The following is a 15,238-nucleotide window of genomic DNA, read 5'->3' as shown; positions in this document are numbered from 1 at the left end:
GGCGGATAGCGGGAGCGGGTTGAGCATCGGTATGCAGGTCAGCCTTCAGAACACGTCGTCCAAGCCAGTCGTTTCGTTTTATGACCCTGCGATGATCATTGGTGTCGCGATTGCAGATTATGTCTCGCGCGCTCGGGTCGAATAGGTTGGGCGAACACCCTTTGTGCTAACGCAGCATGCGGTTCTTTAGGTCAGAGAGTGAGGTCGGCCTCATTCGGTAATCGTTTACTGGAACACCCGTACCGGGCACACCCAGCTGATCGTTTGAGCTTTATCTGGATAGAGGCTCGCTGAACGCGATCATCGCTCTCGATCACTTGTGCACTGGCGTTACGCACCGGCATGACTCAGTGCGGCCGCATTGCCGGTCGCGGTTTTCAACTGTACCCAGGCCCGGAGCACCTCGTAACGGGCGATCGCGACTTGGGCTCGGCGGTCAGCAAGGGTGGTTTCGGCGTCAAGAAGATCATCGATATTTGCACGACCTGCTTCCAGGCGCGCGGCACGCGTCTGGCGGGTGGCCTCGGCACTAGCTACACCGAGCAACGCTAGTTCGACGCGTTCACGGTTGTCCTGGAGCGTCGAGACCGCGCGGGCAATCTCGACCCGCAGCCCGGCAACCAATTCCGTTCGCTGGGCTCGCAAAGCTTCCAGGCGCGCTTCGGCTTCACGCCGTGCGGCGCTGATTGTGCCGCCGGCGAACGGCGTCCAATTGACCTGGGCAGCGATGCGGCCCTCGCGTTCCGGTAGGAACGCGTTCCCTTCGTTGTAGTGGAGGCTTGCTACCGCATCGAGGGTCGGTAAGCGCTGCGCAGAGGATGATTTCACCTGCAGCGCTGCAGCGCGAATCCGTGCGTCGAGCGAGGCGAGATCATTACGTTGGCGAATGGCGTCTTCGACCAGCGCATCGGGGGTCTTGGTGATCGCTGGTGGCGTGAATGTCAGCGGTATGGCGCTCGCGCGAGCTTCGAGCCCAAGCGCACGCGCAAGCGCTGCCTCGGCGACGTGAAGATCTTGTTCCAGAGTGAGTTGCTGCTGTTTCGCTTCGCGTTCGCGATAGTCGACTTCGAGTACATCGCTGCGTAGCGCTCGCCCGTCTGCTTGCAGGGCCTTGATCTTGGCGGCGCGCGCGACGAGGTTCTCGACAAGCGCTCGATTCGCCTCAGCGCGGGCCTGCACCGTCAGCACGTCGAGATAGGCGTTCGCTCCGTCCGCCATACTGGTTAGTCGGGAGCGTTCGAGCGTGTGTCCCGCGGCGCCTGCAGTAGCAGCGGCTGCAGGCCCCTCGTACAGTTGGCTGGCCGCGTTGATCAGCGGTTGGCGTAGCTCTACCGTCGCGCCGCGTTTATCACGTGACCCGACCGGTATCGATTCCTCGGGGAAGTTCAGCGACTGACCGAACGCTTCAGCGGCATCGGCTGTATCGAGGCGCGCGACTTCATCGCTGCGCGACACATAGGCGCTCGCCGAGAGGGTCGGGTAGCGACCGGCACGGCGCACCCGATCGGCGGCCGCGCCTGCGGCGGTGGCCTGCATTCTGTCGGCCAGAACGCGTGCGCGTTGAGGAGCGAGGCGAATGCTGTCGCCGAAACTGATCCTGTGAACGGCTTCGTCGGAATGCGTCTGCGCCATCGCCGGCTGCGGCGCTAGCACCATCGCGCTGAGCACAGCTGCGGCCACCAGTCCCACCGTCGCGAGGGCGCGGGGCGGCGGCTTCATGGTCAAGCGACATACGGCCGGCAGCACGATGAGTGTCAGCAGCGTCGAAGCGAGCAGGCCTGTGATGATCGGCCAGGCCAGCGGCGGCCAGAGCGTCGTATCGGAAAACGCCAGTGGTAGCAGACCGGCAATCGTGGTCGCCGTAGTCAGCAGGATCGGCCGCGTACGGCGTCTTACTGCTTCCGCAATGGCTTCCGGCAATGCCGATCCTTTTGCCCAGCGATCATCGATGACATCGATCAGGACGATGGCGTTATTCACTACGATGCCGGTCAGCGCGAACAGGCCGAGCAACGGCTGAAATCCGAACGGAATTTGCAGAAGCAGCAGGCCCGGCACGACGCCGACGAGCGCGAAAGGCGCGGTCAGTAGTACAAGACCGACGCGAATGAACGAGTTGAATTGCACCAGCAGAAAGAACAGCAGCAACGCGATGCCCAACGGGGCGGCCGTGAATAGCGCCGCGTTGGCCTTGCCGGATTCCTCGGCGTCACCGCCGTATTCCACTTCCGTGCCCGCCGGCAAATCCAGATCGGCGACCGTTGCCTTGAGCGGCGTGAGCACCTGACTGTAGACATGGCCTTCGATGAGCTCGCTGTACACGTGGGCCACCCGGCGCTGGTTGTGGTGACGAATCGCGCCCGGTTCGATCGCCAGTCGCGTGACCGCGACCTGCATCAATGGCACCGAGTCGCCCTGGGCGCTATAGACGCTGGTCGTCTGCAGCGAAGTGGGCGAGAAACGCTCGCCCTCGGGGCTGCGCAGCTTGATCGGCACCGGATCCTCGCCGGCGCGGTACTGGCCGACGATCAATCCGTGGCTGCGGCCGCGCAGCGCCTCGGCGACATCAACGGGCGTCACGCCAAAACTGCGCGCCACCGCGGGCTGGATGGTGTAATCAAGGCTCGGTACCCCGGTGCCGAGATCGTGGCGTACATCGCGGGTGCCGTTGATCGCGAGCGCGGCGTTGAAGATCTGTTCGGTGGCCTGAACCAGCCGCTGCGGGGCGTCGTTGAAAACACGCAGCTCGATCGGTGCGGTGACCGGCGGGCCCTGGCTGAGTACCGATGCCACGACGTCGGCCGCAGGCAGATGGTCGGCGCTGTAATGTTCGATGGCGTCGATGATGCCGTGATTGCGTTCCAGGCCATCGGTCTTCACCACCAGTCGGGCCCGTTGCGGCGCCTCGGGTAACTGCTGGAGGTTGTAATAGAATTTCGGCCCACCGGTGCCAATGAAGCCGTGCACGGTCTGCACGCCGTCCATTTCGTGCAGCGCCTGTTCGAGCTGGCGTGCGGTGTCCTGGGTGGTGCTCAGATGGGTGCCTTCTGGCAACGTGATGTCGACGATCACGGTCGCACGGTCGGCCTTGGGGAAGAACTCCTGATCGACGAAGCGCATGCAGCCGAGCGCGATCACGATCGCCGCAATGCCCAGCGCGAGCCATGCGGCCGGGTGTCGAGCGGTGACGTGTGCCAGCCCGTCCGCAAGACGCTGTACCGGATCGCGACGGCTCTGTACCTGCGGGCGTAGAAAGCGCCGGCTGATCAGTGGCGTCACCGTGATCGCATAGGCGTAACTCACGGTCAGCGCGATCATGATCGTGATCGGCAGGGCGCGGATGAAATCCGCCGAGTTGCCGTCGGCGAGAAGCATGGGCACGAAGGCCGCCAGCGTCGTGCCGGTGGCGGCCAGCAATGGACCGGCAAGTTCGCGTACCGAGCGCATGGCGGCATCATGCGGCGACGCGCCGCCGTTGAGATGCCATTGTACGTTCTCGGTCATGACGATCGCGTTATCGACCAAAATGCCGAGCGCGACGACCAGGCCGATAACGGCCATCTGCTGTAATACGCCGCCGCCAAGCGCATAGAGCGCGATTGCGGTCAGCGTAACGAGCGGCAACAGCACCGCGACGATCACGCCCATCCGCCAGCCCATGAACACGAAGAGGATGCCGAGGATGATCGCGATCGACGCGAGCAGGTTGAAGGTGAGGTTCTCCAGTCGTTGCTCGGTCTGCGCCGGCTGGTAGAACATCTCTTCGATCTGCAGCGGTGCGAGATCGGCCCGCATTTCGTCCGCTGCCGCACGTACGCGGTGGCCGAAGGTCACCACGTCGGTGGTTTCGCGTACGGCGACCACTTCCACCGCGACCGCTCGTTCGCCCTGAAACCACACCCGCTCCTGCGGCGGCTGGGCGCTGGACTCATACACATGAGCGATCGCCGACAGCGGCACGGTGCCACCGCCCGGCAGGCCGATAGCCGTCGCCCGAATGTCTTCGATCGAACCGAAATCGGTGCTTGGTTTGAGGTTAACCGACGCGCCCGCGAGCAGGATCGAACCGCCTGCTGCCACGCTGTTACTGGCCCGGATATCGTTGGCGATCTGCCGGGGCGACAGTCGGTAGCGGGCGATGGCCGCATCGTCGGTTGCGATGGTGATCTGCTTGCCGGGGTCGCCAAACAGATTGGTGGAGGCCACCTCGTCGACCCCAATCAAGCGCTTGCGCAGCTTCTTCGCGGCATCGACGAGCACCAGCGGGTCGTTGCTGCCGGTAATCGCCAGCAGCACTGTCGAGGCATCGATGACGCGATCGTTCAGGCGCGCCGGGCCGACGCCGTCTGGATAGTCACGGCTGGCATCGTCCATCGCGACGCGTACCCGATCCCAGCCGCTGTCGGTATCGTAAACCGAGCCTGCCAGTTCCACGGTCACGATCGCGACGCCCTGGCGTGCAGTCGATTTGATCAGGTCGACCTGTTCCACCTCGGCGATCTGTTCCTCCAGCGGCTTGATGACCAGCCGCTCGATGCGGTCCGGTGCAGCGCCGGGGAAGGGCACGGTGATCAGGCCCGCGCGGTAGGGAAACGACGGGTCTTCCTGCCGATCCATGTAGAGAAAGGCAGCGAGGCCCGCGAGCACGAAGACCGTGACCAGGGTGAAGATAAGCCGCCCTTGGCCCAGCAGGCGTTCCAGCGGGTCAGTCATCGAGAACGCGAACCTTGCGGCCACTGCTGAGATTGTTGAGCCCGACGGTGACCACCGAATCGCCGATCTCCAGATCGCCGGTGACCAGCACGTTTTCGCCAACGATCTCGCCGGGTACCACTGGCACTGCGGTTGCTACGCTGTCTCGCACCCGGTAGACACGGGGCGCATCGGTGCCGCCAGGGCTGGCGACCGCTGTGGCCGGCACCATGAGACTCGACGGGGGTTTGGCCTCGATTCCCCATTTCACGCTAAGGCCGGCGCGCAGTTCTTCATCGGGCTCGACCGTGATCACCGCCGCGAACAACTGCCCGGCGCCCTGGGCGGCACGGGCGAGCTGGCTGACCGTGCCTTCGATTTCGCGATTATCGAAGAACGGCAGCGTGAGAACTGCCCGGTTCCCGGGCGCGACCGCCGCAAGCAGGTTCTCAGGCACGCCGATTTCGACTTCCAGTGACTGCTCACCGCTCAGTGCCACCACCGGCTGACCGGCGGGCACGAACTCGCCGGGCTCGAAGAAAACCTGCTCGATCGTGCCGGCGATCGGCGCGGTCAGACGTTGCTCGTCGGCCGAGTTCTGGGCCCGTTCGCTTTGCGCGCGGGCACTTGCCAGTTGTGCAGACAGCGTATTGCGACGTGCCTGGGTGTTTTCCAACTCCTGTCGCGTGGCGGCATCCTGCGCGACCAGCTTCTCGACGCGCGCCAGGTCGCGTTGTGCCTGGGCCAACTGGGTCGACAGCTGTCGGACATCGGCCTTGGCAGCGGTCGCAGCGGGGCCGAGTTCGGGCTGGCTCAGCCGGGCGATGAGATCGTTCTTCTCGACCGTGCTGCCGATGCGTACCGGCCGCTCGGCGAGTTGGCCGCTGACCTGGAACGCCAGCTGCGCACGGCTGGCTGCCCGGGTGATACCGGTCAGCGAAAATATGCGTGCGCGTTCGTTTGCCTCGACCGAAGCCACGCGCACGGCTTTTTCTGCGATGGCGCCCTGCGCGTTCTTGTCGGACGCGTCGGTCTCGGAACAAGCCGTCACGTTCAGACCCAGCAGGGCGGTCAATAGAAGCGCGCCGGCACGCACCGGCCACACGCCGCGTTTATTGTTCTTGATAAGCAATCGATTCCCCGGATCGAAGGCGCGATTCGCGCCGCGGGGCTAACGCTAGGTTTTCATGTTGACAGTGTCAACAACGTGTTAGCCTCTGGCGAATGAGCGGCAAAGCGCAGGTCGGCGGCGACCCTTACCACCACGGCGATCTCGCCAATGCCTGCGTGCGCGCGGCCCTTTCGCTGCTGCACGATCACGGGCTATCCGGCGTCACGCTGCGCGAAGTCGCGCGCTGTATAAATGTCTCGCGCAGCGCGCCTTACCGGCATTTCGCCGACAAGCGCGGCCTGCTTGCCGCCTGCGCCCGACACGGTTTCGAGCAGCTCAGTCAGACAGCGGCGCGCCTGCTCGCCGACTACCGCACACGGGACGTCGCGGCCTTGCGGCGGCTGCTTCATGAATACGCCCGTTTCGGCGCCGCTGATCCGCATCTCTATCGGCTGATGTTTGCCAGCGATTTCGAGGTCGACGAGTATCCGGACATGACCGCCGCAGCCGAGCGCGCGTTCTATGTCCTGCAGAACGCCGTGATCAGTGGCCAGCAGGCGGGCACGCTGGCGGTGGAGGATCGCGACGGGCTGGTGCTCACGCTCTGGTCGAGCGTCCATGGTCTGGTATCGCTGCACAACGAGCTGCCGACCTGTTCGGTGCTCGATACCAAAGCACTCGAAGCAAATCTCGATCGGGTGCTCGACATCCTGCTGCCGACGACGGTGCCTTCGGCCGTGCAAGCCACAGCCTAGCAGCGCGTTTGCGCAACCCGGGCCAGCGCGCCTAGAGGCGCGGGGTGATCCGATTGTATAATGCAGCTATGCATCGTCTGGCCTGGCTTTTCCTTCCGAGCGCCGAGAGCGTGTCGTTCGCGATCCGTTGCTGCGTGTCCGTGGCGCTCGTGTTGTACCTGGCGTTCTGGCTGCAGCTCGACAACGCCTACTGGGCATTCATCAACGTCGCGATCCTGATCCAGCCGTTGCCGGGTTTTCTGGTGGTTCGCGCGTTCTCGCGGCTGCTGGGTACGTTCGTCGCCGGCGTGATCTCCATCGTGCTGGTCGCGCTGTTTGCGCAGAGTTATGTGTTGTTCTGCGTCAGCCTGGTCGTGTGGGTCAGCCTGATGGTGTTCTGTGCCAGTTTGTTTCGGAACAACCTGTCCTACGGCTTCGTGCTGGCCGGTTACGTGACCATGATCGTGGGCGTGCGTGCGATGGCCGATCCGGACACGGTGTTCTCCGTGGCTGTGGCGCGAACCGCAGAAACCGGCCTGGCGGCAGTCGTGGCCGCATTCGTGAGCGTGCTGCTCGCGCCGGGTGTGACCGCACGCAAGTATCTCGAAGCGCGCGTGGCGGCGATGAAGGCGATGGGGCGGCAGTTCCGCCGTATCGGTTGTGGCCCCGACGAACGCGATGCAGGTCAAGGGGTGGGTCACGGCGATCCCACTGCGCCCCATCCGCTACTGCACGAGCTCGTCAGCAAGACGCTGGCACTGGAGCAGACGCGCCAGTACGCGCGCTACGACGAGCCCGCCTTCTCTGAATACGACCGGCTCGCGCGCCGGCTCGATTACGAGCTGCTGGCGCTGGTCAGCAGCATGGCTTCGCTACAGGTTTATCTGGGCAAGTTCGGGAGCCGGGTCGATGTCGGCCCGCTGCGAAAGCTCGACGACGCGGCAGCGCTGCTCGCCCGCGATCCGAACGACACGGGCCCCATCAAGCACGCCTTTGGTCAGGCTTATAACGCGATCCTGGCGGACGCGCGCGCCGACCGCGGTAACGATGCGCGCCGCTCGCTGGTCGACTGGGTGATCATCAGCCGCGCGCTGGACCTGGCCAACCGCATGCGCGCCGCGGTGATCAAGCACGGCATGCTCTTGGCCGAACGCGGCGCCGGCACGGCCCGGGCCTCGCGTCGCAACGAGTTTTCGGCGCCCGTGTCGCTACGCGAATCGTTGCGCACGACGGTGCGAGCGGGCACGGCTATCGCGGTGGGGGCGGCAATCTGGGCCACCCATAACGATCCGGCTCTGAGCGGCATGATGGTACTGCTCGCCGTGCTGACCACGCTGTTCGCGCTTGGCGACAATCCCGTCGCTGGAGCGCGTGGCTTTGCGATCGGGTCGGTATGCGCCTTTGTGTCGGCGTTTGTCGCCAATTTCGTATTGCTGCCCGCAGTCAACGGCTTCGTCATGCTCATGGTCGTGCTGTTGCCCTTCGTATTCGTGGCCGGGCTGGCCATGGCGACCCCCAGTCTGGCGCTGGTCGGGCGAATCAGTCTCGTGCAGTTCGCGCTGCTGGTGAATCCGGCCAATGGCAGCCGCCAAGACTTCATCACCTTTGCCGAAGCTTTCATGGGGATTTCGCTTGCGGTGATCTTGGCGTTGGTCGCCTTTTCTCTGATTCTGCCGGTTTCACCACGCGGGCTGCTGCGCGAGCGTCTGGCCGGCATGTTCGGCGAATTGGCCAAGGGCTTCACCGGCTCGCGTGAACGCTTCGAGACCCGAATATACGATCGCCTGTTGCGTCTGCCGGTCGCGGCTGACCAGGGCGAAACCCATGTCAGCGCCCGCCAGGCCGCGTTCTCGGCAGTGAACATGGGGCTGGAAGCGCGTTCGCTGCGGGTGATGGCCGGCCATGCCGGGTTCGCGGCGGGCACCCAGGCCGCCGTACAGGATCTGCTCGCCGAGCTCGAAGCCCTGTTCAGACACGGCTATCCCGCGGTCGACGACGTGTTTTCCGTACAGACCCGCGCCAACACACTGGCGCAGCGTTTGTTGAAGGAGTCGCTGGTATTCACGCCGCGCCGACGGCTGCGCCATGGCGTGCGCGCGGGTGTGGCCGCCGAGTTGGTGGCAGCCGCGTTGGCCGATTACGGCATGGCGCGCGAGAATGCCGACGGAACGCGCATACGGCTGGGGGCATCCGATCGTGTGGTTTGAGCAGATCGCGTTCGGCGGCATCTATCTGCCGGCATTCCTGGCCTTTCTGGCCGCGGCGGGGCTGGTGTATCTCGCATTGCGCTTCGCTTTGTTGCGGGTACGCGCCTATCGCCTGTTCTGGCATCCGGCGCTGGCCGGCGCGGCATTGTTCATCATCGTGTTGGCGAGCTTGCTGCTCGTGTTCGGGCCATGAGCGGCGCGCCGATACGTTTGCTCGATCTGTTTTCAGGGTTTTATTGAATGGCGAGTTCCAGAGCTTCTGTGGCGATCGTTTTGCGAGTGCTTACAACGCTCACTGTTGTGGCCGTGGCGGGCGTGCTGGCGTGGTTCGCTTGGCAGCACTATGTCTATGCGCCGTGGACGCGAGACGCGCGGGTACAGGCGAACGTGATCAATATCGCGCCCGAGGTTTCGGGCACGGTGGCCGAGGTGGCCGTGCCGGATGACCACTATGTCGAGAAGGGCGACCTGCTGTTCAAGATCCAGCCGGTACGTTTCGAGAACGCGGTGGCAGAAGCTGAGGCCGCGCTCGAGCAGGCCGCCGCCCGACAGCGTTTCGCGCGCAGCAACGAACAGCGGCTCGAACGCCTGCCGCGTGGCAGCGTGTCCACCCAGGCGCGCCAGCAGGCCCAATCCGATCTGGGCACCGCAAACGCTTCGGTGAGCCAGGCAAAGGCCCGGCTGGCGCAAGCGCGTCAGGATCTTGAGTGGGCGACGGTGCGTTCCCCGGTCAACGGTTTCGTGACCCATCTGCTGCTCGACGAGGGCGACTATGCCCGCCAGGGCGAGGCGATGATGACGCTGGTGGACGCAGAAACCTTCCGTATCACCGCCTATTTCGAGGAGACCAAGCTGCCGCATATCGAGATTGGCGACCCGGTGCGTATCGATCTCATGGCCAGCGACCACAGGCTTGCCGGGCATGTGGCGAGTATCGGCCGCGGTATAGCGGTCGCCAATAACGTGTCCGGCGAGCGCAATCTGCCCAATGTCGATCCGGTTTTTCAGTGGGTGCGCCTGGCCCAGCGCGTACCGGTGACCATCGCCTTCGATGCGCTGCCGGCCGACCTGGCGCTCACGGTCGGGCTGTCGGCCACCGTGCATGTGGACCCGGATGACGGGGGCGATACCGAGAGTGCATCGTCACCGCACGACGGCCTCGTCAAGCCGCCAGGCGATTTCGACGGCGCGTGATCAGTCGGGCGTCGTGCGTGTTGTTGCCACGTCGCTGAGGCGGTCCACCCGGCGCAGGGCCGGAAATAGCGCCATCCAGATGCCGACCACCGCCAACGTGCCGGCACCGCCGATCACGACCGCGCCCACGGTGCCGAACAGCGCCGCCGTCACGCCGGACTCGAATTCTCCCAGCTCGTTGGAGGCGCCGATGAAGAGCATGTTCACCGCGTTCACCCGCCCGCGCATGGCGTCCGGCGTAGCCAGCTGGATCAGCGAGGACCGCACGAACACGCTGATCATGTCGGCCGCGCCCATGATCATCAGCGCGAAGAACGAGAGCACGAAACTGCTCGACAGGCCGAACACGATGGTCGCGAAACCGAAGATCGCCACGGCCGCGAACATGATCGCGCCGGCCCGGCGTTCGAGCGCGTTGCGTCCGAGATAGACGCCCATCGCGAACGCGCCGATGGCCACCGCGCTGCGCAGCAGGCCCAGCCCGGCCGGGCCGACATGCAGAATCTCGTGGGCATAGACGGGTAGCAGGGCGGTCGCGCCGCCGAGCAGCACGGCGAACAGATCCAGCGAGATCGCGCCGAGAATGATCGGCCGCGTGCGCACATAGACGATGCCGGCGGTGAAGCGTGCGAATGCGCTCTGGCGGGTGGTGTCGGCACGGGCCGGCAGGCGGCGCCGGATCATCGCGATCGACACCGCGGCGCTGGCGAACAGCAGGGCGCAGAGCAGATAGGCGAAAGCCGGGCCAAGCAGATACACCGCGCCGCCCAGCGCCGGGCCGCCGATCACCGCCACCTGAAACGCCGACGAATTCCAGGCGATCGCTTTCGGCAGGCGCGCCTCGCCCACGATCTGCGGTAGCAGTGACTGCATGCCCGGCCCGGCAAAGGCGCGGGCCATGCCGAACAGTACCAGCACGCCGAAAAATCCCACCGGGGATTGGCTGCCCGACAGTGTCAGCGCCAGGAACAGCAGGCCGGCGATCGCCTGCACGAGCCAGCTCGCGGTCAGGATCAGGCGTCGCGGTAGTCGATCCGCCGCGTCGCCGGCTGGCAGCACCAGCAGCGCCATCGGCAGGAACTGCGCCAGGCCCACCCAGCCGAGGGTGAGCGGGTCGCGGGTCATGTCGTACAACTGCCAGCCGACCACGACCGACTGGATCTGGGTCGCCAGCGTCGCGGTAATACGGCCGGTGAGCAGCTGCACGAAAGCGCGGTCGCGCAGCACGCTGTCGGCTTCGGGTGTCAATGAGCGGATCATGGCCGGCTGTATGCTACACCGGTCGGCGGATCGTGATGCCGGTCAGGCTGTGGGCGGCTCGTAGTGGATCGCCATGATCTCGAGTTCGCGTTCGCCTTGCGGCAGGGTGACCACGATCACGTCGCCCAGGCGCTTGCCAATCAGTGCCCGCGCGACCGGCGAGTTGAGGCTGATCGCACCCGTGGCCGCCTCGGTCTCGTCGGCGCCGACAATGCGGTAGCGATGGGTTTGGTCGTTGTCGTCGGCTACGTCGATCCAGGCGCCGAAGAACACCTTGTCCGGATCGTCGGGCGTGGTCTCGACTACGGTGAGCTCGTCGATGCGCTTGCCGAGGTAGCGCACCCGCCGATCGATCTCGCGCAGCTCTTTCTTGCGGTAGATATATTCCGCGTTCTCCGAGCGATCGCCCTCGGCGGCCGCCGCCGACAGCTCGCGGGTGACGTGCGGGCGCTTCTCGCGCCAGAGATAGTCGAGCTCATCGGCCAGCTTCTGCCAGCCGGCCCGGGTGATGTAGTCGCGTTTTTTCGTGCTTGTCATGGTCGTGCGTACTGTAGTGACCGCGAGCGCGTGCGGCCAGCGGTGTATCGGAGACGACGGCTCGAAGCCGGCCGCCGGCCCGGCTATGATCGATCCGATGCCAAAAGCGCGCGCCAGAAGGGGAAAAGCATGGAAATGAAGCTGCGGCCGCTTCGCTATTTCAAGGCCGTCGTCGAACACGGCACGATCGCGGCCGCCGCCGAGGCGCTGCATGTCGCCCAGCCGCCGCTCAGCAAGCAGATCCGGCAACTCGAAGCGGACTGGGACGTCGCCCTGTTCGAGCGCATCAACCACCGGCTGCATCTGCGCGACGAAGGGCGCTTTCTCTATGCCCATGCCTGCGAACTGCTGCAGCTGGCCGACGATATCGATACGCGCATGCAGGCCTTGTCGAAGGGTGTGGCGGGCCAGATTCGCGTGGGCACGACGGCCGCAGGCGTCGAGCCCGTTGCCCGCACGATCGCGGCGCTGAACCGGGACTATCCCGATATACGGTTCGTATGCTGGCAGGGCGAGCCGCATGCTTTGCAGACCATGGTCGACTGCCGCACGCTGGATCTGGCCGTCGTTCCCCGGCCGATCGAGACGCCGGGCTTGGTTTCCCGACATCTCACGCCGCTGCGGTATGTAGCCCTGGCACGGCCGGATAGCGGCCTCGAAGATCCGGTCGATCTGGCGAAACTGGCCGATTGTCCGCTGCTGCTGTTGCACCGGAACAGTCGTTTCGGCTCTTTCGAGCGGGTGCTCGACGCCTTCTACGCGCGTGGGCTCACACCGAGCGTGGTGAGTGAATGTTCCGACGTGCCGATACTCCATGCGCTGGTGCGCCGCGGTGTGGGCGTTGCCCTGATTGCCGTGAATCCGTCGGAAGACGAAGCGAGCGCCGACGCCGGCCTGCGCCGCCACGGCGTGTCCGGACTGCCGGACCCGAACGCCGAACTCGTCGTCATCCACAAGGCCGACATCCAGCGCAGCATGGTGGTCGAGCGCTTTTGTGCGCTCCTGCACGATGATTCGGTCGATGCATCCGACGAAGGTCGCACTGACTGATTCGGTCAGGTTCGTGACTGAAAAAGTTCTTTACCCGTCCTGGGGAGGCTGCTTTTCTAGATAGCGACACACGGCAGCCGCGCAGCGGGCGCGACCATTCCATAAAGATCGATCGTGTGCGCACCGAGGAGAATTCATGCCGGCATTGCCCACGCTTTATCGGCACGCCCCAGCCGTGAACGGCCCGCCCGTCGGCGCCGGTTGGGGCGATGCCCACCGATGACTACGAACACCGGTTGATCCCACGAGCAGACAACAAGCGCGTTGGCGCCGGCTTCGGTGCGCCACGCGAGCGACAAGGAGAGCAGACCCATGAGTGAAACGACAACGGCAGCGCCGCAAAAACAGGCCTGGCACGTCGGGCGCAGCGAAGATATTCCGGAGCACGGTCGCATGGTCGTCGATGCCGGCGACAAGACCGTCGGCGTGTTTCGGGTTGGCGGCGATCTGGTCGCCTACGAAAACCGCTGTGCCCATATGGGCGGGCCGATCTGCCAAGGCCTGATCGTGCCGCGTGTATACGAGCAGTTCGACGACGCAGGCCGGCCGGTCGGCAATGCATTCGATGAATCGGACATGCATATCGCCTGTCCCTGGCACGGCTACGAATACAGCCTCAAGACCGGCCGCCATGCCGGCAAGAAGAGCATCGGCCTGCGCCCGGTCACGGTCGAGGAAACCGACGAGGGTGAGGTCTATGTCCACATCTGAATCGCAGTCGCCGGCCGCACGCGCCGTCGCGACCGATGTGGATCCGCTGATCGAACAGTTGCGTGCCGCGACCGAGGGCATTGGTCTGGACGGGGCAGGGCACGATCTGAGCGCCGAAAGCGTCGATGCACTGATGACCATGGCTGTGCGGCTCTATTCCGCGACGCTCAGCACGCACGAGGCCGGCGTCGAGCTGAGCGCCAAGGGCGTGTCGACCACGGAGGCCGTCAGCGCGATCAGCGCATTGATGCACGCCCAGGATCTAAACACCTTCGATCTGGCCCTCTGGCAATCGAAACTGCGCCGCAGCTGAAGCGCGGCGCCGAGGAGAACGACTCATGGATGATTCCGTAAACAAGAACGAGGCACGTCGCGCCAAGCCGCTCGACGTGCAGGAAATCACTACCCGCACCGATACGCGCGACATTCTCGCCAATGCCCGCCGCGACGTGGAGCGCTACAACCTCGACGACTACTTCATCGCCGATATCGACGCCCACCACGTCGAACTCGATAACTGGGACGAGATTCTCGAGTGCATCGAGGACCCGGTGCTGCGCTACAACGGCAAGGCCATGTCCAAGAACTGGCCCAATGCCGGCAACGTGGCGTTATCCAACCATCCGCCGGGGCTGACGCAGCAGGATGTGGCCGGGCGTATTCCGCATCAGGCGGAGCTGGCCGAAGACGTGCCCGACAGTGAGGAACCACGCGATATCACCCTGGTACGCCGGGTGATGGATTCGCTCGGCCTCGACGTGCAGATCGTGTTCCCGCAGCCGATGCTCGAGATCGGCCTGCACCCGTCCAAGCCGACCCAGACCCAGCTCATCAAGGCCTACAACAAGTGGTTCGTCGAACGCGTTCTGCACTACGAGCCGCGTATCAAGACGATGCTCGCGCTGCCGTTTTCCGACGCCGAAGCCTGCATGCAGACCATCGAACAGTATGCGGATCATCCGCAGGTGATCGGCTTTCTGGTGACCAGCCAGCGCGACGAAGCCGTATTCGAGCCGCAGTACGTGCAGATCTATGCCGAACTCGAACGGCGCGGCCTGCCGATCGGCTTCCATGCGGGGCCCGACTACAACGTCGCCCAGGCAATGAACCGGTTCATTTCGGTGCATGCGCTGTCGTTCGTGACCTGCAACATGATCCATCTCACCAACTGGGTGATGAATGCGATGCCGGAGCGATTCCCGAATCTGGATGTGATCTGGATCGAGTCGGGTCTGGCGTGGATGCCTTTCATGATGCAGCGCCTCGACCACGAATATCTCATGCGCCAGTCGGATGCGCCGCAGCTCACCAAGCTGCCCAGCGAGTACATGCGCGAGATGTATTACACCTCGCAGCCGCTCGAAGTCACCGACATGAAGCTGCTGGAGTCGACGTTCACGGCGATCAACGCCGAGACCCAGCTTCTGTACTCCTCGGACTGGCCGCACTGGGATTTCGATACGCCGGCACGAATCGCGAATCTGCCGTTTCTGTCCGAAAAGGCGAAGCGCAATATTCTGGGCGAGAACGCCAAGCGACTGTTCTCAAAGCTGTGAGCCGAGACCTCGACTCAATGCCATGTGCATGAGTCGCATCCGCCGATCTAATCGTGATACTTATAGGCCGTGATCTGCGGAGTCGCAGTATCACGTCGGGATTTGGTTCCCGAAGCGAGGCGGCTGACCAAGGCCGTCCGATAACTACAAGAGCGTTCGTCGCGTTCGAGCCCGGGGGCCGATGTG

The 15,238-nt window shown here is 64.5% G+C and carries 12 protein-coding genes; 8 read left to right on the top strand and 4 right to left on the bottom strand.

The genetic code is table 11. The annotated features are described in order from the left end of the window. Positions 1–330: 330 nt before the first annotated feature. A complete protein-coding gene (locus SADO_RS06945) occupies positions 331–4,713 on the bottom strand; it encodes an efflux RND transporter permease subunit (RefSeq protein ID WP_353110407.1) in 4,383 nt (1,460 codons plus the stop codon). Beyond that, a complete protein-coding gene (locus SADO_RS06940; protein WP_353110405.1) occupies positions 4,706–5,824 on the bottom strand; it encodes an efflux RND transporter periplasmic adaptor subunit in 1,119 nt (372 codons plus the stop codon). Before SADO_RS06940 ends, SADO_RS06945 begins: the two co-directional genes overlap by 8 nt. A gap of 92 nt (positions 5,825–5,916) precedes the next feature. Between SADO_RS06940 and SADO_RS06935 the strand changes: the two genes are divergently transcribed. The 4 genes from SADO_RS06935 (at position 5,917) to SADO_RS06920 (ending at position 9,938) form a co-directional block, all read left to right on the top strand. Beyond that, complete coding sequence (locus SADO_RS06935; RefSeq protein ID WP_353110403.1) at positions 5,917–6,558, top strand: TetR/AcrR family transcriptional regulator; 642 nt, start codon at positions 5,917–5,919, stop codon at positions 6,556–6,558. Positions 6,559–6,611: 53 nt separating this feature from the next. Beyond that, positions 6,612–8,744 (top strand): FUSC family protein, encoded by a 2,133-nt coding sequence (locus SADO_RS06930; RefSeq protein ID WP_353110401.1) that lies wholly within the window; start codon positions 6,612–6,614, stop codon positions 8,742–8,744. After that, positions 8,734–8,937: a DUF1656 domain-containing protein gene (locus SADO_RS06925; RefSeq protein ID WP_353110399.1), complete on the top strand. Its 204-nt coding sequence runs from the start codon at positions 8,734–8,736 to the stop codon at positions 8,935–8,937. The genes SADO_RS06930 and SADO_RS06925 overlap by 11 nt, the downstream gene beginning before the upstream one ends. 68 nt (positions 8,938–9,005) lie before the next feature. Then, positions 9,006–9,938, top strand: a complete 933-nt coding sequence (locus tag SADO_RS06920; RefSeq protein ID WP_353110397.1) for an efflux RND transporter periplasmic adaptor subunit — start codon at positions 9,006–9,008, stop codon at positions 9,936–9,938. On the opposite strand, the gene SADO_RS06915 is transcribed toward SADO_RS06920, so the two are convergent. After that, positions 9,939–11,198: an MFS transporter gene (locus tag SADO_RS06915; protein WP_353110395.1), complete on the bottom strand. Its 1,260-nt coding sequence runs from the start codon at positions 11,196–11,198 to the stop codon at positions 9,939–9,941. It lies immediately after the preceding gene. Positions 11,199–11,240: 42 nt separating this feature from the next. Further along, on the bottom strand, positions 11,241–11,735 hold the full coding sequence (gene greB / locus SADO_RS06910) for a transcription elongation factor GreB (protein WP_353110393.1): 495 nt from the start codon (positions 11,733–11,735) through the stop codon (positions 11,241–11,243). Between the two features lie 129 nt (positions 11,736–11,864). Here greB and SADO_RS06905 point away from each other — a divergent pair, with 129 nt between their 5' ends. The 4 genes from SADO_RS06905 (at position 11,865) to SADO_RS06890 (ending at position 15,052) form a co-directional block, all read left to right on the top strand. After that, positions 11,865–12,785, top strand: a complete 921-nt coding sequence (locus SADO_RS06905; RefSeq protein WP_353110391.1) for a LysR family transcriptional regulator — start codon at positions 11,865–11,867, stop codon at positions 12,783–12,785. Between the two features lie 312 nt (positions 12,786–13,097). After that, positions 13,098–13,496 carry a Rieske (2Fe-2S) protein gene (locus SADO_RS06900; RefSeq protein ID WP_353110389.1) on the top strand — a complete coding sequence of 133 codons (399 nt, stop codon included), beginning with the start codon at positions 13,098–13,100 and terminating at the stop codon, positions 13,494–13,496. Continuing rightward, a complete protein-coding gene (locus tag SADO_RS06895) occupies positions 13,483–13,809 on the top strand; it encodes a hypothetical protein (RefSeq protein WP_353110388.1) in 327 nt (108 codons plus the stop codon). Before SADO_RS06900 ends, SADO_RS06895 begins: the two co-directional genes overlap by 14 nt. 25 nt (positions 13,810–13,834) lie before the next feature. Further along, positions 13,835–15,052, top strand: coding sequence for an amidohydrolase family protein (locus SADO_RS06890; RefSeq protein WP_353110386.1), 1,218 nt, complete (start codon positions 13,835–13,837; stop codon positions 15,050–15,052). Positions 15,053–15,238 lie beyond the last annotated feature (186 nt).

This window comes from Salinisphaera dokdonensis CL-ES53 (assembly GCF_040361215.1).
Classification (GTDB): Bacteria; Pseudomonadota; Gammaproteobacteria; order Nevskiales; family Salinisphaeraceae; genus Salinisphaera; species Salinisphaera dokdonensis.
This window is presented reverse-complemented; position numbering and strand designations above follow the sequence as displayed.